A 17,315-nucleotide genomic window follows, 5' to 3' on the forward strand; every position below is an offset into this window, starting at 1 on the left:
GAGTCCGAAGAGATATGTCTGTCGACACCACGCAGGCCGCCAACCGGCGCACCGTCCGCAACGGCGAGTTCGACCTGGCCGTGTTCGAATACGGCGACCCCGCGGCCGACACCGTCGTGCTCGTGCACGGCTGGCCCGACACCCACCACCTGTGGGACAAGGTGATTCCGCGGCTGGCGCAGCGCTTCCACGTCGTCGCCTACGACACCCGCGGCCACGGCGAGTCCACCCGCACCCAGCGCACCGCCGACTTCCGCCTCGACGAACTCTCCCGCGACTTCTTCGCCGTCATCGACGCGGTCAGCCCCGACCGTCCGGTGCACGTGCTCGCCCACGACTGGGGTTCGGTGCAGGTCTGGGAGGCCGTGTGCGAGCCGCAGGCGACCGAGCGGATCGCCTCGTTCACCTCGGTGTCGGGCCCGAACCTCGACCACCTGGCCGCCTGGGTGCGCGACCGCCTCTCCCGGCCGACCCCGCGCAACATCTGGCAGCCGGTGACCCAGGCGCTGTCCTCGGCCTACACCGCGTTCTTCATGACCCCCGTGCTGCCGCGCGCCACCTTCACCGCGATCGGCACCGAGAAGGTGTGGCAGCGCGCCGTCGCGCTGATGAACGACACCGCCCCCGGCAATGTCGTGCTCGGCCCGACGTTCCGCCGCGACATGGTCGACGGCCTGCTCATCTACCGCGCGAACATCGTGCAGCGCATGCTGTCCCCGCGCGAGCGCCGCACCGAGGTGCCCGTGCAGCTCATCGTGGCCGGTCGCGATGTGGCCGTGCGCCCCGCGGGCTACGACGATTCCCGCAAGTGGACCGCGCGCCTGTGGCGCCGCGACGTGCCCGCCGGGCACTGGATGCCGTTCTCGCACCCCGAACTGCTGGCCACGGCCACCACGGAACTGATCGACGCGCTCGCCGGCGGCGACGTGCCGCGCGGCCTCGCGCGCGCCGAAGTGGGCCGCACCCGGAAGGAATTCGACCACAAGCTGGTGGTGATCACCGGTGGCGGCAGTGGTATCGGCCGTGAGACCGCGCTGGCCTTCGCCCGGCTCGGCGCCGAGGTGGTGGTCTCGGACGTGAACGAGAACGCCGCCAAGGAGACCGCCGAGCTCGTCGGCACCGAAGGCGGTGTCGCGCACGCCTATCCGCTGGACGTCTCCGACGAGGCCGCGGTGCGCGAACACGCCGCCGACGTGATCGCCGCGCACGGCGTGCCCGACATCCTGATCAACAACGCCGGCGTCGGCCAGGCGGGCGGCTTCCTCGACACCCCGTCCGAGGAATTCGACCGGGTCCTGCGGATCAATCTGGGCGGCGTGGTCAACGGCTGCCGGGCCTTCGGCGCGGCGATGGCCGAGCGCGGCCTGGGCGGGCACATCGTGAACCTGTCCAGCATGGCCGCCTACAGTCCGCAGCGTGACATGGCCGCCTACGCCACCAGCAAGTCGGCGGTGTTCATGTTCTCCGACTGCCTGCGCGCCGAGCTGGCCGAACGCGGGATCTCGGTCTCGACCGTGTGCCCTGGCATCGTGCACACCAATATCGTGGCCACCACCCGCATTTCGGGTGTCTCCGCCGAGGACGAGGCGGCCACCCAGCGCAAGTTCGACAAGCTCTACGAGCGGCGCGGCTACACCCCCGACAAGGTCGCGGCGCAGATCGTGAAGGCGGTGCGCGGCGGTCGCGACATCGTGCCGGTGACGCCGGAATCGTGGGTGCAGTACCGGATCAACCGCCTCGCGCCCGGCGCGGTGCGTTTCGCGGCCCGCCGGATGAAGCTGGTCTGACGCGCGGTCACGCCCGGCGCAGTCGCTCCTGTACGGCGGCGACGTGCCGGGCGTCCACGCCCCACGGCTGCGCCACGCCGACCTGCCGGTCGAGATCCCACAGCACACACCGCTCGTCCGGGCCGGCCACCAGCGACCAGGCCACCACGGTGCGGCCGAGCTGGTCGAGCATCGACCCGTGGTCGGGCGCGCTGTCGCCCGCGCCGTCGGGGAAGTGGTGCAGGAAGCGGCCGTAGGCCTCGGCGCAGAATCGCGCGTACTGCTGGGTGCACAGGATGAAGCCGTGCCAGGCCTCGTCGACCGCGTGCGAGGGCATGCCGATCACCTGGTCGTCGCGCATCGCCGCGCCGCAACAGCGCAACCATTGGCGCAGACCGGTTTCCACCAGTTCTCGCGGCTGCCAGGGGCAGGTCTTGAAGATCGCGTCGGGGAACCGCAGGTCGGCGACCGTGCGATCGACCGCGGTGAGGTCGATCGGTCGCGGTCCGCGTCGAAGGAACGAGAGCGCCACGAATTCACTGTAAGCCCCCTGGGTGGTCGTCCGTTGGCGCTGCCCGCGACGGATCCGGGGGTTAGCCTGCAGACATGGTTGTCATGCTGTTGATCGTGCTCGCGTTCGTGGTGGTCGGTATCGCGGTGCTGGTCACGGCGGTCGTGGTGCTGGTGCGCAAGCTGAGCCCGCCGCGCGGGCCCCAGGGGTTCGTCGACCAGAGCTGGCTGGCCGGGTCGGCGGGGAGCTACGGATTCTTCGACGGGTCGCCGGGGCCGCACGGTTCGGGATCGAGCTGTGGCGGTGGTTCCAGCGGCGGCTGTGCTGGGACCGGGTGCTCCGGCGGCAGCAACAGTGGGTGCGGTGGCGGCTCGAGCAGCAGTAGCTGTGGCGGCGGCTCGAGCAGCAGCTGTGGCGGCGGGTCGAGCAGCAGCTGTGGCGGCGGGTCGAGCAGCAGCTGCGGTGGTGGTTCGAGTTGCGGCGGCGGTTCGTGATCGTGTGATCCACCTCGCACACCGCTTGACCTGAACTCGACTTCAGGTTCCAAGCTGGACGCGTCCGTGAATACCACGAAGGAGGCGCGATGCGTGCGGTGCAGGTCAAGGAATTCGGCGGTCCGGAAGTGCTCGAGGTACGGGAAGTCCCTGTGCCGCAGCCCGGTCCGGCCGAGGTGGTCGTCGACGTCGAGGTCGCCGACGTGATGTTCCTCGACACCAGGCTGCGCAGCGGCTGGGGCGGCGACTTCTTCGCTCTGAGCCTGCCGTACGTGCCCGGCGGCGCGGTCGGCGGCGTCGTCTCCGCGGTGGGCGCCGAGGTCGACCCCGGCTGGCTGGGCAAGCGCGTCGTCACCCAGACCGCCGCGAGCGGGGTCGGCGGGGGCGTCCCCACCGGCGGCTACGCCGAACACGCCCTGGCCAAGGCCGAGACACTGGTGGAGATCGCCGACGGGCTGAGCACCCAGCAGGCCGTCGCCCTCGCCCACGACGGCCGCACCGCGCTCGCCGTCTTCGACAGCGCCGCCGTCGCACCGGATTCGTGGGTGCTGATCACCGCGGCCGCCGGCGGACTCGGCACCCTGCTCATCCAGCTGTCGGTGGCGGCGGGCGCCAAGGTGGTGGCCGCCGCGCGCGGTGCCGACAAACTCGCCCTCGCCCAGCGGCTCGGCGCGCACGCGGTCGTCGACTACACGGTCGACGGCTGGGAGGCGCGGGTGCGGGAGATCACCGGCGGGGGCGCCGATGTCGTCTTCGACGGCGCGGGTGGCGCGATCGGCGGCCAGGCACTGACCGCCGCGGCGGACAGCGGATCGTTCCTCGGATACGGATCTGCCGCAGGTGATTTCGCTCACGTCGACGCCGATGCGGCCGCCGCCCGCGGAGTCACCGTCGTCGGTTTGTTCGATGTCGTCGCCGGCGAGATCGACTGGAATTCGATCGCCCGGCGCGCACAAGCCGAGGTCGCCGCAGGCAGGCTGGAGGTGGTGATCGGTCAGACGTTTCCGATCGAGGAAGTCGAGCGCGCGCACGCGGTCATCGAGAGCCGATCGGCGCTCGGCCGGACCCTCTTGACGATCGGCGCGTCATTGTAACTTAGTCTGCGCCGCAACGGAATACGCTATAAGTTCATACTGTGCAGGGAATAATTGTTATAGCAGTGATAGTTGCGGTGCTTCTGTTGGTTGTCGGCGTGATCAAGCTAGCGAGCAACCCCGGGGGCAAGATCGAACGTCGCGACCGCGAGGAGCGGGCACGCGTGCAGCGGCAGAAGGCCGAAAGGGCTTAGCTGGGTTCGGTTCTCGGGTTCAATACCACCACGGCGATCGGTCGCCGCGTCTTCGTCTGATAGCCGCGGTACCGGTCGCCGTTGACTGCGTTCACCAGTTCCCAGCGCCGGGCGTAGTCGGGATCGTCCGGGTAGGTCGCCCGCGCGGTCACCGCGATCCTGCGCGTCCCCACCTGGATCTCGCAGTCCGGTCGCGCTTTCACATTCGCCAGCCAACCAGGCGGCCGCGGCGACCCACCGTTCGACGCGGTCACCAGAAAATCCGCCCCGTCCTTCGCGTAGGTCAACGCCGACGTGCGCGCCTGCCCGCTCTTGCGCCCGACCGTCCGCAGCAACAGCGTCGGATTCCCGAACAGCAACCGGTGCCCCACCAGCCCACCGCTGTGCTCGTACACCCACTGATGCCCCCGCAGTACCCGCACGAAAAGATCGGCCATACCCCCATCCTCGCCCGCCCCGCCGACCCCCGCCACCCGGCTCGCCGAGTGGTCAACGTCGCACCCACCGGGTACCATGCGACTCGCCCGCGGACACCCGCGGCCAGGGGCGGTAGCTCAGTCGGTTAGAGCCGCGGACTCATAATCCGCTGGTCGTGGGTTCGAGCCCCACCCGCCCCACTTTTTCCCTCTGACCAGCGGATATCTCAGCAGAACTGCCGCCGGGTCGACCGGTGCAGCGCATCTGGACCAAGGGATTGTCGACCTGCCCGTGGTGCCGCGGGGCGACATCGAGCACTCCGTCGGCACCGCTGAATTTCCTTATCGGCCAATATCTTCCGCTGCGACGCCCGAAGCTCGACGACGTGGTCGATTTCTGGGCCTTGCTCTCGACCTCGGCCCGGCACGCTGCCTCGGTTGCCCTGCGCGTGCTTACAGGAGGTGGCGCACGGCGTCGACGATCGCGCGGCGGCGGTCGGCGGCGCTCTCGGTCGGGGAGGCGGGCATGTTCGCGACGTTGCTCGGGGTCCATGTCAGCGCGAGGCTCAGGACGAAGGTCAGTAGCGCGGTGGGGGAGAAGTCGGAGCCTGCGCCGCTGTTCTTTTGTGCTGCGGCGAGTGCCGCCAGCTTGGCCTCGCGCGCCGGTGACATGCCTGCCGGGTCCTGGTCGCCGCGCTCCATGCGGTGCCAGGTGGCCAGGCGGATGACCTCGGGATGCTGCTGGCAGTAGTCGAAGATCTGTCCCGCGTATTCGGGGAGGTCGTCGGGGGTGAAGGGGACCGAGTCGAGGCCGTGGGTGACGTTGGCGTCGAGGACCGCGTCGAAGAGTTGCTCCTTGTTGCAGAAGTAGACGTAGATGAGGTTCTTGTTGGCTGCCGCCGCCTTGGCGATCCGGTCCACCCGGGCTCCGGCGATGCCATAGGTGGCGAACTCGTCGGTGGCGGCCTGGAGGATGCGGGCCTTGGTGGCGTCGGCGCGGGACATATCGGCCATCGTAATTCGGACTAACTGGTTAGTTGCCTCTGTGCACCCCGTTGCGTCAGCCGATCCCGAAGACGGCGAACGCCGCGTCCGAGGCGAACAGCAGCACGGTGCACCACAGGGCGATCCCGGTCGTCAGCCACCGGATCAGCCGCCAGCGGGGGATGCCCAGCGCGGCACCGAGCAGGGCTGAGCCCCAGGTACCGAAGAGGGCGGGTCCCGCGATACCGAAGCCCGCGACGCCGTATCGGTCGAGGACGCGCCGTGCTCGTCGCCCCGCGCTGCCGGAGAGGCGAGCGGTGTCGGCGGGTGCCGCGCCGCCGACACCGCTTTCGCCGTTCGCCGAACCTGCTGATACCGCAGCCGGATTCCGCCGCACCCGCCAGGACTGCCAGCGCAGCCGAACGCGTTCCATGACGAACACCGCGAAGACGACACCGCACGCCGCCCCCAGCAACACCGCGACCAGCGTGATCGGGCCGGGCAGGGAGAGCGAGAGGCCGAGCGGGACCGCGGGGGTGCCGAGCGCGAAGCCCGCGAGCAGGGTCCAAACGAATCGCCCCATCCGGGTTCCTTCCGACTGCCTCGTGCGCACCGTCGAGCGGCTCCAACGACCACGAATATAACTAACTGGTTAGTATTTCTCCATGGAACCCATCGACACGGTGCTGAGCGAGTTGGCGGCCGGCAAGTATCTGCTCCTCACCACCTTCCGCCGGGACGGGCGGGCGGTCCCCACCCCGGTCTGGGTGATGCGCGACGGGCGGTCGCTGGCGGTGTGGAGCGCGGCGGACACCGGAAAGGTGAAGCGGATCCGCAACGGAGGCCGGGTGACGGTCGCCGCCTGCGACTGGCGCGGCAGGCCGCTCGGCCCCTCGGTGCCCGGATTCGCCGAGGTACTGGCGCCGGACACGAGCGCGCACTTCCCCGGCCTGATGAAGCGCAAGTACGGCCTTGTCGCGCGGGTCGGCCTGCTGGGCAGTGCGCTGCGCGGAGGGCCCGAGCGCATGGCGGGCATTCGGATCCGGCTGGACGAGTAGGAACGGTTCGGCACCCGCCGATGAGTTCTCGCCTACCGACACGTCAGTACCAGCATGACGACACACGAGCTCGAAACCTCCGGCGCGACTCTCACCTACGACGTCCACGGGCCGCTCCCGGCCGCCGACGGGCGGCCGCCGCTGGTCATGATCGGTCTCCCGATGGACGCGGGCGGGTTCACCGCGCTCGCCGCGCATTTCCCTGATCGCACGGTCGTCACCTACGACCCGCGCGGACTCGGTCGTAGCGTCCGCACCGACGGTGAGGTCGACAACGTCCCCGCGGTGCATGCCGCGGACGTGCACGCCGTCATCGAGGCCCTCGGTGCGGGCCCGGTCGAGCTGTTCGCCAGCAGTGGTGGAGCCATCGTCGCGTTCGCGCTCGTGGCCGCCCATCCCGAGGACGTGACCACCCTGGTCGCGCACGAACCGCCGCTGCTGTCCGCGCTCCCCGACGCGGCGGCAGCCCAGCTCGCGGCGGCCGGGTATCGCGACGCCTACGCGGCGAAGGGCTTCGGCGCGGGCATGGCCACGTTCATTGCGATGACGTCCTGGCAGGGCGAATTCACCGACGGCTATTTCGCCGCGCCCGCCGTGGATCCCGCGATGTTCGGCCTGCCGGTCGAGGACGACGGCGCGCGTGACCACCCGCTGCTGGCGGAGCGGTCCAAGCCGGTCCTCGACTACCGCGCCGACATCGCCGCTCTCACCGCGGCACCCACCCGGATCGTCCTCGGCTACGGCGAGGAGTCGACGGGCACGGTCACCGAGCGCACCTCGTCGGCGATCGCGGAGCAGCTCGGTGACAAGCCGGTCGTGTTCCCCAGTCATCACGGCGGCTTCGCCGGGGAAGAGTCCGGCTACCCGGGACAGCCGGAGGCTTTCGCCCTCGTCCTCCGGGGTGTTCTCGACTAGCGTGCTTCGGCGCGCCAGCCCGCCAGCATCGCGTGAACAGCATTGTCCAACAGGGTGATTCGATCGGCAGGCACACCGCTCGGGATCTTGCCCGCCGCGGCCAGCCCGGCGATGCCGTGCACGGTTCCCCAGATCATCGCGGTGCGCCGAGCGACGTCGGCGTCGTCCACTCCGGCCGGCTGGTTGGCGGCGACGGTGGAGGACAGCACGGTCCAGTAGCGGGTCGCGGCGGCTTGCAGGACGGGGTCGTCGTTCATGGCGACGAGGGGGCCGAACGCGAGCGCGTGCACGTGGGGTCGCGTATCGACGAAGTGGACGTAGGAGCGCATCAGCGCGCGTAACCGGTCCTCGGGATCGGCGCCCGCGGCGGTCACGGCGACTTCCGCGTCGGCCGCGGCGTCCGCGAGTCCCGCACCCGCGACGGCCGCGAGAAAACGGCGACGATCGCCGAAATGCACGTACGGGGCCTGGTGACTGGTGCCCAGCGCGTGTGCCACCTTGCGGATGCTCAAGGTCTCCGCGGGTTCGTCACGGAGCAGCTCGAGCGCGGCCGCGATGAGCCGGTCGCGCAGCGTCGTCTTCGCAGGCACGAGCACCTCCCGCCATGGTTGACAGTGTCAATCCAGGGGACGATACTGATCCCAGGTTGACACTGTCAATCGAAGGGATGGCAGCGATGTCCGAGCAGATCATCGAGACAATCGTCGGCCCGCTGGTCGTACGCGACACGGGCCGGGACGGCACGCTCCCGACCGCCGTCCTCTGGCACAGCCTCTTCGTCGACAGCCGCAGCTGGGCGCGGGTCGAACCCGCGCTGGCGCGCGAGCGGCGGCTCGTTCTCGTGACCGGTCCCGGGCACGGGGCCAGCGGCGATCCCGGCCGCCGCTACACGATGGCGGAGTGCGCCGAGGCCGCGAGCCAGGTGCTCGGGCGGCTCGGCATCGAGGAGCCCGTCGACTGGATCGGGAACGCCTGGGGTGGTCACGTGGGCATCCTGCTGGCCGCCCAGCACCCCGACCTCGTGCGCACGCTCGTTACCGCGGGCACGCCGGTCCGCGCGTACACGTGGAAGGGGCGGCAGCGGACGCGACTGCTGCTCGCGCTCTACCGCGTCCTCGGCCCGGCCCGGTTCCTGGTCGACATCCTGAGCCAGGTCCTGCTCTCGCCGCGCACGGCGGTGAGCGATCCGGCTGCCGTCGCGATGGTGGGCGAGGAATTCCGGGCGGCGGACCGGCGGGCGATGGCGAACGCGATCGTCTCGATCTCGCTGCGGCGCCGCGACCTCACCCCGGACCTGCCCGCGATTCACACGCCGACGCTGTTCCTCACCGGCAGCGAGCATTCCGACTGGACGGGCGAGCAGGCGCGGGCCGCCGCGGCGACCCTGGCGTCGGGGTCGGCGGCCGTCATCGACGGCGCCGCCTACCTCCTCCCGCTCGAGCGCCCGGACGAGTTCGTCCGAGCGGTGGGGGAGTTCTGGATTCAGGCGAGTCGGTCGTCGGACGGCCAGAGCGCGCGCAAGGGGCGCAGGCCCTCCTCGACGTAGTCGGCGATGGGTCGTTCGCCGCCGTCGAGGTACCACTGTTCGAGGGCGGCGAAATAGCCGAAGGTCAGGGCATTGGTGGCGACTCGGGCCTGGGTTTCGGTGAACTTGCCGGTCGACGCGATCAGGGGCAGCAGTCGCCGGCTGGTGCGGTCGGCCGACGCGCAGGCGGCCATCCGGACCGAGGGCTCGGTGAAGTGGTAGCGGACCCGGCGCCACGGGCCCTGGTCGGCCGGGGCGGATTCGGCACCGGCGGGGGCGGATTCGTCGGCGCGGACCGAGCGCAGCAGGCTCTCGACGGGATCGTGGGGGTCGACCATGGCGGCGATCTCCGCCTCGCTCATGGTGTCGAACTCGTCGGCGACGATGATGCCTTCCTTCGTGCCGAACAGGCGATAGACCGTCGACGGTGACACCTCGGCGGCGGCCGCGATCTCCTCGATCGTGACCGCGCCGAACCCCTTCTCGTCGAAGAGATCCAGGGCGCGTTCCTGGATGGTGTGCATGGCCTTGAGCCGCCACCGCTCGCGAAGTCCGGTCATGCGAGCAGATTAGCAAGAGCCACTCGTTACAGAAAGTAACTCGCTACAGACATTGACTGTCTGAATTGGCTTACCTACAGTCACTTGCTAGAGACAGTGACTTTCTCGAACGACGCGAGGCTCGGCGTCAGGTCGCCGACCAGTGCCGATGCCGCGGTCACGCGAGGAGAAGGGGAAACCGATGACCACCACCGACCTCGTCGAGGTAGCGGAGACTTCCGCCGCGCTACCGGACGCCGGACCCGCGGGGCCGAGCCTCACCGCGCTGCTGCGCCCGCATCTCGGGGGATTCGCGGCCGTGATCGTCCTGCAGATCATCGGCGCCGTCGCGGGCCTGGCCCCGCTGCTGGCCGTGGTCGAGCTGGGGCGCACCCTGCTGTCGTCGGGGCCGATCGATCGCGGTCACGTGTGGCTCGTGGTCGTCCTCGGGGCGGCGGGACTGTTCGTCCGGCTGGTGTTCACCGCCGCGTCCGCCGGGCTCGGGCACCTCGTCGACGGCGCGGTGCAGCTGTCGTTGCGGCGGCAGCTGGCCGCCCATCTGGGACGGGTGCCGATCGGGTGGTTCTCCCGGCGCGGCACCGGCGAACTGGCCAAGGTGGTCGGCGAGGATGTGAGCGCGGTGCATCCGTTCCTCGCCCACGCGCCCGGCGAATTGGTGTCGGCGTTCGTGGTGCCGCTGGTGTCGCTGGTCTATCTGGTGACCGTCGACTGGCGGCTGACCCTGATCACGCTGATCCCGGTGCTGCTGGCGATCGCGCTGGTCCCGCTCATGATGACCCCGGCCAGACAGCGCGAGCAGACCGAGTTCGACGCGGCGATGAGCCGGATCGCAGATGCGGTCGTGGAGTTCGTGCAGGGCATCGCCGAGGTCAAGGCGTTCGGTGGCGGCGACCGCGCGCACCGCCGATTCCGTTCGGCGGTGGACGATTTCGCCGACACCTTCCTGCGCTGGGCGCGCGGGCTCTCGCCGATCGCCGCCGGGATGCAACTGGCGCTGTCGCCGCCGTTTGTACTGCTGGTCGTCCTGGTGGGCGGCGCCTGGCTGATCACGAGGGGCGGGCTGGCTCCCGTCGATCTCCTGCCGTTCCTGCTGCTCGGCCTCGGGCTGACCGCCCCGGTCGCGGCCCTGGGCCACGGCTTCGACGATCTGCAAGCGGCGGGCCGCGCGGTGGGCCGGATCAGAGACGTCCTCGACGTCGCACCGCTGCCCGAGCCGGTCGAACCGATCGCGCCGCGCGGGCATCGCGTGGAACTGCGCGGCGTCCGGTTCGGCTACGACGCCGGGCGCGAGGTGCTGCGCGGGATCGATCTGGTCCTCGAACCGGGGACGGTCACCGCCCTCGTCGGCCCGTCGGGCAGCGGCAAATCCACTCTCGTGCAGTTGCTTCCGAGGTTCTTCGACCCCACCCACGGCGCGATCACGCTCGGCGGCGTCGACCTGCGCGAGATCGGCAGCGACCGGCTCTATCGCGAGGTGTCGTTCGTCTTCCAGGACGTGCGCCTGCTGCGCGCGTCGGTGGCCGACAATATCGCGCTGGCCGTGCCGGAGGCCGACCACGCGCGGGTGGTCCGCGCGGCCCGGCTGGCCGGTATCCACGACCGCATCACCGAACTCCCGCGCGGATACGACACCGTGCTCGGCGTGGAGGCCGGGCTGTCCGGTGGTGAGGCGCAACGCCTCGCCCTGGCCCGCGCCCTGCTGGCCGACACCCCGATCCTGGTGCTCGACGAAGCCACCGCCTTCGCGGACCCGCGGACCGAACAGGCTGTGCGGCAAGCGCTGTCGAGCCTGCGGAAGAACCGCACGATCCTGGTCATCGCGCACCGGCCGGAGACCATCGCCGACGCCGACACCGTCGTCGTGCTGGAAGACGGCGTGATCGTCGAGCGCGGCGCGCCCGCGCGGCTCCTGGCGGGCCACAGCACCGTCGCCGCGTTCCGGCGATCCCACGGAGGAGACGAATCATGATCCGGACCCTGTTGCGCGTGCTCGGACATCAGTACGCCGGACCGGTGCGCCGGACCGTCGCGCTGATGACGGCCACGGCGGTCCTCGAAGGCCTGTCCTACGCCCTGCTCGTGCCGGTGCTCCGAGAATTGTTCGGGGCCGACCCGAACGGCGCCGAGCCGTGGCTGCTCGCGTTCGGGATCGCGGTCGCCCTCTACGGTGCCCTGCGCTATCTCAGCGACCTGGCCGGTTTCCGCGCGGGCACCACCTTGCTGCGCGGGACCTATCACCGGCTCGGTGATCACCTCGCCAGGCTGCCGCTCGGCTGGTACGGACCCGACCGGGTCGGCGAGGTGTCGGTGCTCGCGAGTCGCGGTGTGCTGGAGGCGATGAGCGTGATCGCGCACCTGCTCGCGCCGTTCGTCGGCGCGGTGGTGACGCCGCTGACGATCGTGGTCGTGCTGCTCGCCTTCAACTGGCAGCTGGGGCTGGCGGCGCTGGTCGCCGTTCCGCTGGTGGCCGCGATCCAGGGCTGGACGGGCCGGGCGATGGCCGCCGCCGACGCCGAACGCCACGACCGCGATCACCAGGCCGCCGGCCGGGTCATCGAGTATCTGCAGGCCCAGCCGGTGCTGCGCGCCGGTGGCCGCACCACCGAGCGTTTCGGCCTGCTCGACGACGCCCTGCGCGGACTCCAGCGCGCCGCCCGCCGATCGGCGCTGTCGGCCCTGCCCGGCATCGTCGGCCTGACGCTGGCCGTGCAGGTCGGGTTCACCGTGCTGCTCGCCCTCGGCGCCTACCTCGCGCTGGGTGGGCGGGTCGGCGCGGCCGAACTGCTGGCGATCCTCGTCCTGGCGGCCCGCTGCGCCGAACCGCTGCTGTCGCTGGCCGAGATCGGCGGCCGATTGCGCAGTGCGCGAGCACAACTGACCCGCCTGGACGACCTGCTCCAGCTGGCACCGCTGCCCGAACCCGACCACCCGATCGCACCGGACCGGCACGACCTCGAATTCGACGCCGTCGGCTTCGCGCACGGCGACCGAACCGTCGTCGACGACCTGTCACTGACCGTGCCCTCGGGACAGCGGTTCGCGATCGTCGGTCCCTCGGGCGCGGGCAAGAGCACCCTGCTCCAGCTGCTCGCGCGTTTCCACGACGTGGGCGCGGGCGCCGTCCGGATCGGCGGTGTCGACGTGCGCGAGATCGACACCACGACCCTGATGTCGCGCATCGCCATCGTCTTCCAGCACGTCTATCTCTTCGACGGCACCATCGAGGACAACATCCGGCTCGGCCGCCCCGACGCCACCGACGCCGAGGTCCGCGCCGCGGCGACGGCCGCCGGCCTGGACGAGGTGATCGAGCGACTGCCCGGCGGCTGGTCCGCCGACGTGGGCGAGGGCGGCGCGCTGCTCTCCGGCGGTGAGCGCCAACGGGTTTCGATCGCCCGCGCGCTGCTGAAGGACGCGCCCATCGTCCTGCTGGACGAAGTCACCTCCGCCCTCGACCCCGTGAACGAGGCCGCCGTGCATCAGGGCATCGAGCGGTTGATGGCGGGGCGCACCGTCGTGCTGGTGGCGCACCGGATGCGGACCGTGGCGACGGCCGACCGCGTCGTCTTCGTCGACCGGGGGCGCATCGTCGAGGAGGGCACCCATCGTGAGCTCTTGGAGCTGGGTGGTCGCTACGCCGACTTCTGGAGCATCACCGCGACGCCGAATGCCTGAGTAGCGCTGCCCTTTTCACCGCTGTTCCCGGCAGCCGCGTGCACCTGAGCCGGTGGCCCCGATGACCTGCCGCGGTCGTCGGGGCCGATCGGTCACCGGTGCCCGGCGGTCGCGGCCGCGCCCGCCGGGTCGGTGTCGGCCCGGTCCCGCAACAGTTGCGCGCGCTGGTCGCCCTTGGCCCAGGTGTGCGTGCCCGGCTTGCGCGCCTCGGTCGCCAGCTGCTTGATGGTGTGGCCGCACACGAACTCCTTCACCTTCGCGCCGGGGCGGCCGCCGAGGTGGAACCACTTGGCGGCGTCGTCCTTGTCGGCGAACTGGAAGACGCCCGCGTGGCGGCCGAGGCTGATGCACTGACCGGCGAAGCCCAGATCGATCGGGTCGGGGCGCTCGTCGGCGATCCGGCGCAGGATCGTGTCGGCGGCGTGCGCGCCCAGTGGGCCCGCGGCCTGGCAGCTCATCCGGAACGGCAGGTTCGACGGTGCCGCCGAATCGCCCGCAGCGACGATCCGGTCGTCGTCGATGCTGGTCAGGGTCTCGTCGGTGAGCAGGCGGCCGACGGCGTCGGTGCGCAGGCCGCTGCGGGTGGCCAGGTCGGGGACGCCGAAACCGGCGGTCCAGATGGTGACGGCGCTGCGCAGGACATGACCGCCGCTGAGCCGCACGGACTCCGCGGTCACCTCGACGACCTTCGCGTCGGGGCCGTCCAGGATCGTCACGCCGAGGGCGGTCAGCCGTTTGGTGACCGCGCGCCTGCCGCGGGCGTGCAGGTACGGGCCGAGCACGTCGCCGCAGACGAGCGTCACGGCGCGACCCTGTTCCGCCAGTTCGGCGGCGGTCTCGATCCCGGTCGGCCCCGCGCCGACCACCGTCACCGCGGCCGTCGCCGCCGCAGCGTCGAGCACCGGGCCCAGCCGCTGCGCCTCCTCCAGACTCGCGATGGGATAGGCGAATTCGGCCGCACCCGGCACCTGCGGCGCCGCACTGCCGCTGCCCACCGCGTAGACCAGATAGTCGTAGCCGATCGTGTCGCCGCTGCCCAGCGCGACGGTGCGCCCGGCCGCGTCGATCCCGGTCACCGTGTCGACCACCAGCCGCACCCCGGTCGCCAGCACATCGCCGTACTCGGCCACCGCGTCGTCGGTCCCGCCCACCAGCTGATGCAGCCGAATCCGCTCGACGAATCGCGCCCGCGGATTGACCACCGTCACCGCCACATCGCCGCGCTGGGTCAGCCGATTGGCCGCCATCACACCCGCGTACCCGCCACCGACCACGACCACCTGGATCTTCTCGCTCATCGGTCTCTCCTTCACTCGAGGGCTTCGGGCATGAGACGCCGCCGGGCCATGCGCTGTGACAGGACGTGACACAGGTCACCGAGCCGAGGTGTGAGCGTCGAGGATCGCAGCGATCCGCGCCGCGTGCAGGCATGCGCCCAGATGACTGGCCGCGACTGTCGATCCTGGGACAGGCGAATGTAGGCGCGTCGCAGATAGTCGGCGACGCTGGGCAACTCGACACGGCACCAGGCCGAGAGGTAGACGATTCCGGTCAGGAGCTCCGGCGCGCGGAAGGCGGACTCAGGCGCCGGAGGTGGTGAGGAGTTCGGTCCAGCGGCGGAGGACGAGTTCGGTGTAGTCGTCGGCGGTGATGTCGTAGGCGCCGAGGGCGTAGCCGTCGTTCGCTTCGACCAGGGCGGTGCGGCCGTCGGCCAGGACGCCGAAGTCGATGCCGTAGGCGATCGGCGCGGTGTCGGTCCGGTGGTAGGCGGCGACGGCGGACTCGACCATGGACATGTCCAGGGTGACGGCGCGGTCGCCGTCGTAGTGGTCGACGGTCACGATGCGGCCGTCGATCACGTAGACGCGGTATTCGGTGCGCCAGTCCACCACCTCCGAACATCGCACCCGGCGGCGCCTGCTGGTGCTGTGCCAGGCGGTGGCGTCGCGTTCGGAGTAGCAGACGGTGCCGGTGAAGCGCTTGCGGCGGTCGGCCGGTTTCACGAAGACCGGTGTCGCCGAGCCGGTGTCGAGCGCGCTCTCGACCTCACCCAGGGTCGATGTCCACACCCTGCGCCCGAGATAGTCGCGCAGCGCCTCGGGGTAGTCGTCGGGTTCGGGCACCGGAATGCGCAGCTGGCGCATGGCGCCGTGCATGGCGTCGGTGTCGCCGGCGATGAAGGTGGTCGGCCCCAGTGGCAGCTGCCGGTGGTGGATCCGCTTCCAGCTGTAGTAGCGGACGGGGATGCCGCGCCGTGCCAGGCCTTCGGAGAGTAGCCGCTCCTCGTGCCGCATCGGACCCGAGCCGGCGTATTGCAGAAACGCGACATCGAACCTCATCCTTCCGATCATCCTCCACCGCAGGATGATTCGCTCGGTGATCACGGATTCCTAGGTTCGCAACCCTCGGACGAGCAGGGCGACCACGCGGCGCGGCTGGTAGCGGGGGTTGTTCCCCGCGCCGATACAGAGATTGCCGACGGCGCGCAGGAATTCGTAGGGGTCGGTGCCGGGACCGATCTCGCCCGCCGCCGCGGCGGCGTCGAGCAGCTCGGCGCAGACGGGGAGCAGCCGGTCGAGGAAGTAGGTGTGCAGGGTGTCGAAGGCGGCGTCGTCGGACTGGAGTGCTTCGGCGAGACCGTGTTTGGTGGCGAGGAAGTCGACGAACAGCTCGATCCACGCGGCGAGCGCGGCGTGCGGTGAGTCGTCGGTCGCGAGCAGGGCGGGGCCCGCCGCGGCGCAGGCGTCGACCTGGTGCCGGTAGACGGCGACGATCAGGTCGGCGCGGGTGGGGAAGTGGCGATAGATCGTGCCGACGCCGACGCCCGCCGCGGCGGCGATCTCGCGGACCGGGACGTCGACGCCCGCGGCGACGAAAGCCGCCGCCGCCGCGTCGAGCAGGGTCTGCTGATTGCGCCGGGCATCGGCGCGCTGACGCGGCGCCGCGGGTGCACTGTCGTGGTCGGCCACCGTGCTGTCACCTCCGAGGGTTGGCAAACGGAACCATGTTCCGTATGTTGATTAGCGGAACGTTGTTCCGTTTGTTCAGGATGTCAGATCCGGCGGCCTGGACCAAGTCGCACAGCTCACGGAGGAGCAACCCATGCAGTACCGCAGTCTCGGCCGTACCGGTGTTCAGGTCAGCAGTCTCGTGCTCGGCGCGATGAACTTCGGCGCGCTGGGCAGGTCCACCCAGGACGAGGTCACCGCCATGATCGACGTCGCCGTCGAGGGTGGTGTCAACCTCGTCGACACCGCCGATGTCTACGGCCGTGGCGAGTCGGAGGAACTGGTCGGCAAGGCCGTCGCGGGGCGTCGCGACGATCTCCTGCTGGCCACCAAGGCGAGCCTGCCGATGGGGGAGGAGCGCAACCGTCGCGGCGGTTCGCGTCGCTGGTTGGTCACCGCGCTCGACGACAGTCTGCGCCGCCTCGGGGTCGATCACGTCGACCTCTATCAGGTCCACCGGTGGGACCCGAGCGTGAGCGACGAGGAGACGCTGTCGGCGCTGACCGACCTGCGGCAGGCGGGCAAGATCCGCTACTTCGGCTCGTCGACGTATCCCGCCTACCGCGTGGTGCAGGCGCAGTGGGCGGCGCGGGAACACCACCTGGGCCGCTACGTCACCGAGCAGCCGAGCTATTCGATCCTGCAGCGCGGCATCGAAACCCACGTCCTGCCGGTCACCCAGGAGTACGGGCTCGGCGTACTGGCCTGGAGCCCGCTCGCCTCGGGCTGGCTCTCGGGCGCCATTCGCGCCGATCGCGAGATCGCCACCAGCCGTTCGGCGCTCATGCCCCACCGCTTCGACACCGCGGTCCCGGCCAATCGAGCCAAGCTGGCCGCCGTCGAACAGCTGGCCGAGGTCGCCGACCAGGCCGGGCTGACCATGATCCAGCTCGCCCTCGGGTTCGTCACCGCCCACCCCGGCGTCACCAGCGCCATCATCGGCCCGCGCACCCCGGCACACCTGCACGCGCAACTCGCGGCCGCCGACACCCGCCTGTCCGCTGACGTCCTCGACGCCATCGATGCCATCGTCGCTCCCGGCACCGACCTCGCCCCCGGTGAGAAGAACGACGCCCCACCGTCCCTCCTTGATCCCGCCCTGCGCCGCCGCTGAC

At 70.7% G+C, this 17,315-nt stretch carries 18 protein-coding genes and 1 tRNA gene; 10 read left to right on the forward strand and 9 right to left on the reverse strand.

What is annotated here, in order from left to right; genetic code table 11:
• The first annotated feature begins 14 nt into the window (after positions 1-14).
• Positions 15-1,787: an SDR family oxidoreductase gene (locus AB0L91_RS30570; RefSeq protein ID WP_365015902.1), complete on the forward strand. Its 1,773-nt coding sequence runs from the start codon at positions 15-17 to the stop codon at positions 1,785-1,787.
• Positions 1,788-1,794: 7 nt separating this feature from the next.
• On the opposite strand, the gene AB0L91_RS30575 is transcribed toward AB0L91_RS30570, so the two are convergent.
• Positions 1,795-2,298, reverse strand: coding sequence for a hypothetical protein (locus AB0L91_RS30575; protein WP_365015903.1), 504 nt, complete (start codon positions 2,296-2,298; stop codon positions 1,795-1,797).
• A gap of 74 nt (positions 2,299-2,372) precedes the next feature.
• Between AB0L91_RS30575 and AB0L91_RS30580 the strand changes: the two genes are divergently transcribed.
• Together AB0L91_RS30580 and AB0L91_RS30585 are read left to right on the forward strand one after the other, a co-directional pair.
• On the forward strand, positions 2,373-2,771 hold the full coding sequence (locus tag AB0L91_RS30580; RefSeq protein WP_365015905.1) for a hypothetical protein: 399 nt from the start codon (positions 2,373-2,375) through the stop codon (positions 2,769-2,771).
• A gap of 89 nt (positions 2,772-2,860) precedes the next feature.
• Complete coding sequence (locus AB0L91_RS30585) at positions 2,861-3,865, forward strand: zinc-binding dehydrogenase (RefSeq protein WP_365015907.1); 1,005 nt, start codon at positions 2,861-2,863, stop codon at positions 3,863-3,865.
• A gap of 190 nt (positions 3,866-4,055) precedes the next feature.
• Here the strand turns inward: AB0L91_RS30585 and AB0L91_RS30590 are convergent, their stop codons facing one another.
• Positions 4,056-4,496, reverse strand: coding sequence for a nitroreductase family deazaflavin-dependent oxidoreductase (locus AB0L91_RS30590; protein WP_365015972.1), 441 nt, complete (start codon positions 4,494-4,496; stop codon positions 4,056-4,058).
• A gap of 106 nt (positions 4,497-4,602) precedes the next feature.
• On the opposite strand from AB0L91_RS30590, the gene AB0L91_RS30595 reads away from it, so the two are divergent.
• Positions 4,603-4,676 (forward strand) — tRNA-Ile (locus tag AB0L91_RS30595).
• A gap of 252 nt (positions 4,677-4,928) precedes the next feature.
• Here the strand turns inward: AB0L91_RS30595 and AB0L91_RS30600 are convergent.
• Together AB0L91_RS30600 and AB0L91_RS30605 are read right to left on the reverse strand one after the other, a co-directional pair.
• Positions 4,929-5,480 (reverse strand): TetR family transcriptional regulator, encoded by a 552-nt coding sequence (locus tag AB0L91_RS30600; protein ID WP_365015908.1) that lies wholly within the window; start codon positions 5,478-5,480, stop codon positions 4,929-4,931.
• Between the two features lie 55 nt (positions 5,481-5,535).
• The gene (locus AB0L91_RS30605) at positions 5,536-6,042 is read right to left on the reverse strand and encodes a hypothetical protein (RefSeq protein WP_365015910.1); all 507 of its coding nucleotides are present in this window, start codon (positions 6,040-6,042) and stop codon (positions 5,536-5,538) included.
• A gap of 82 nt (positions 6,043-6,124) precedes the next feature.
• On the opposite strand from AB0L91_RS30605, the gene AB0L91_RS30610 reads away from it, so the two are divergent.
• Together AB0L91_RS30610 and AB0L91_RS30615 are read left to right on the forward strand one after the other, a co-directional pair.
• Positions 6,125-6,517 carry a PPOX class F420-dependent oxidoreductase gene (locus AB0L91_RS30610; protein ID WP_365015911.1) on the forward strand — a complete coding sequence of 131 codons (393 nt, stop codon included), beginning with the start codon at positions 6,125-6,127 and terminating at the stop codon, positions 6,515-6,517.
• 54 nt (positions 6,518-6,571) lie between these two features.
• On the forward strand, positions 6,572-7,432 hold the full coding sequence (locus AB0L91_RS30615; RefSeq protein ID WP_365015913.1) for an alpha/beta hydrolase: 861 nt from the start codon (positions 6,572-6,574) through the stop codon (positions 7,430-7,432).
• On the opposite strand, the gene AB0L91_RS30620 is transcribed toward AB0L91_RS30615, so the two are convergent.
• Positions 7,429-8,022 carry a TetR-like C-terminal domain-containing protein gene (locus AB0L91_RS30620; RefSeq protein ID WP_365015914.1) on the reverse strand — a complete coding sequence of 198 codons (594 nt, stop codon included), beginning with the start codon at positions 8,020-8,022 and terminating at the stop codon, positions 7,429-7,431. The two genes, AB0L91_RS30615 and AB0L91_RS30620, sit on opposite strands and share 4 nt — an antisense overlap.
• Before the next feature lie 86 nt (positions 8,023-8,108).
• Between AB0L91_RS30620 and AB0L91_RS30625 the strand changes: the two genes are divergently transcribed.
• Positions 8,109-8,978, forward strand: a complete 870-nt coding sequence (locus AB0L91_RS30625; RefSeq protein WP_365015916.1) for an alpha/beta hydrolase — start codon at positions 8,109-8,111, stop codon at positions 8,976-8,978.
• Here the strand turns inward: AB0L91_RS30625 and AB0L91_RS30630 are convergent.
• Positions 8,915-9,517, reverse strand: a complete 603-nt coding sequence (locus tag AB0L91_RS30630; protein WP_365015918.1) for a helix-turn-helix domain-containing protein — start codon at positions 9,515-9,517, stop codon at positions 8,915-8,917. The genes AB0L91_RS30625 and AB0L91_RS30630 overlap by 64 nt on opposite strands.
• Positions 9,518-9,698: 181 nt before the next feature.
• Here AB0L91_RS30630 and AB0L91_RS30635 point away from each other — a divergent pair, with 181 nt between their 5' ends.
• A complete protein-coding gene (locus tag AB0L91_RS30635; RefSeq protein ID WP_365015920.1) occupies positions 9,699-11,486 on the forward strand; it encodes an ABC transporter ATP-binding protein in 1,788 nt (595 codons plus the stop codon).
• A complete protein-coding gene (locus tag AB0L91_RS30640) occupies positions 11,483-13,192 on the forward strand; it encodes an ABC transporter ATP-binding protein (protein WP_365015922.1) in 1,710 nt (569 codons plus the stop codon). Before AB0L91_RS30635 ends, AB0L91_RS30640 begins: the two co-directional genes overlap by 4 nt.
• Positions 13,193-13,284: 92 nt before the next feature.
• On the opposite strand, the gene AB0L91_RS30645 is transcribed toward AB0L91_RS30640, so the two are convergent.
• From AB0L91_RS30645 to AB0L91_RS30655, 3 genes are all read right to left on the reverse strand, one after another.
• Positions 13,285-14,490 carry an FAD-dependent oxidoreductase gene (locus tag AB0L91_RS30645; protein ID WP_365015924.1) on the reverse strand — a complete coding sequence of 402 codons (1,206 nt, stop codon included), beginning with the start codon at positions 14,488-14,490 and terminating at the stop codon, positions 13,285-13,287.
• Positions 14,491-14,772: 282 nt separating this feature from the next.
• Positions 14,773-15,531, reverse strand: a complete 759-nt coding sequence (locus tag AB0L91_RS30650; protein ID WP_365015925.1) for an ATP-grasp domain-containing protein — start codon at positions 15,529-15,531, stop codon at positions 14,773-14,775.
• A gap of 51 nt (positions 15,532-15,582) precedes the next feature.
• Entirely contained in the window at positions 15,583-16,161 is a 579-nt protein-coding gene (locus tag AB0L91_RS30655; RefSeq protein WP_365015926.1) for a TetR/AcrR family transcriptional regulator, read from the reverse strand.
• A 133-nt stretch (positions 16,162-16,294) separates the two neighbouring features.
• Between AB0L91_RS30655 and AB0L91_RS30660 the strand changes: the two genes are divergently transcribed.
• Complete coding sequence (locus tag AB0L91_RS30660) at positions 16,295-17,314, forward strand: aldo/keto reductase (RefSeq protein WP_365015928.1); 1,020 nt, start codon at positions 16,295-16,297, stop codon at positions 17,312-17,314.
• Position 17,315 lies beyond the last annotated feature (1 nt).

The sequence above is a fragment of the Nocardia sp. NPDC051833 genome (genome assembly GCF_040681225.1).
Taxonomy (GTDB): domain Bacteria; phylum Actinomycetota; class Actinomycetes; order Mycobacteriales; family Mycobacteriaceae; genus Nocardia.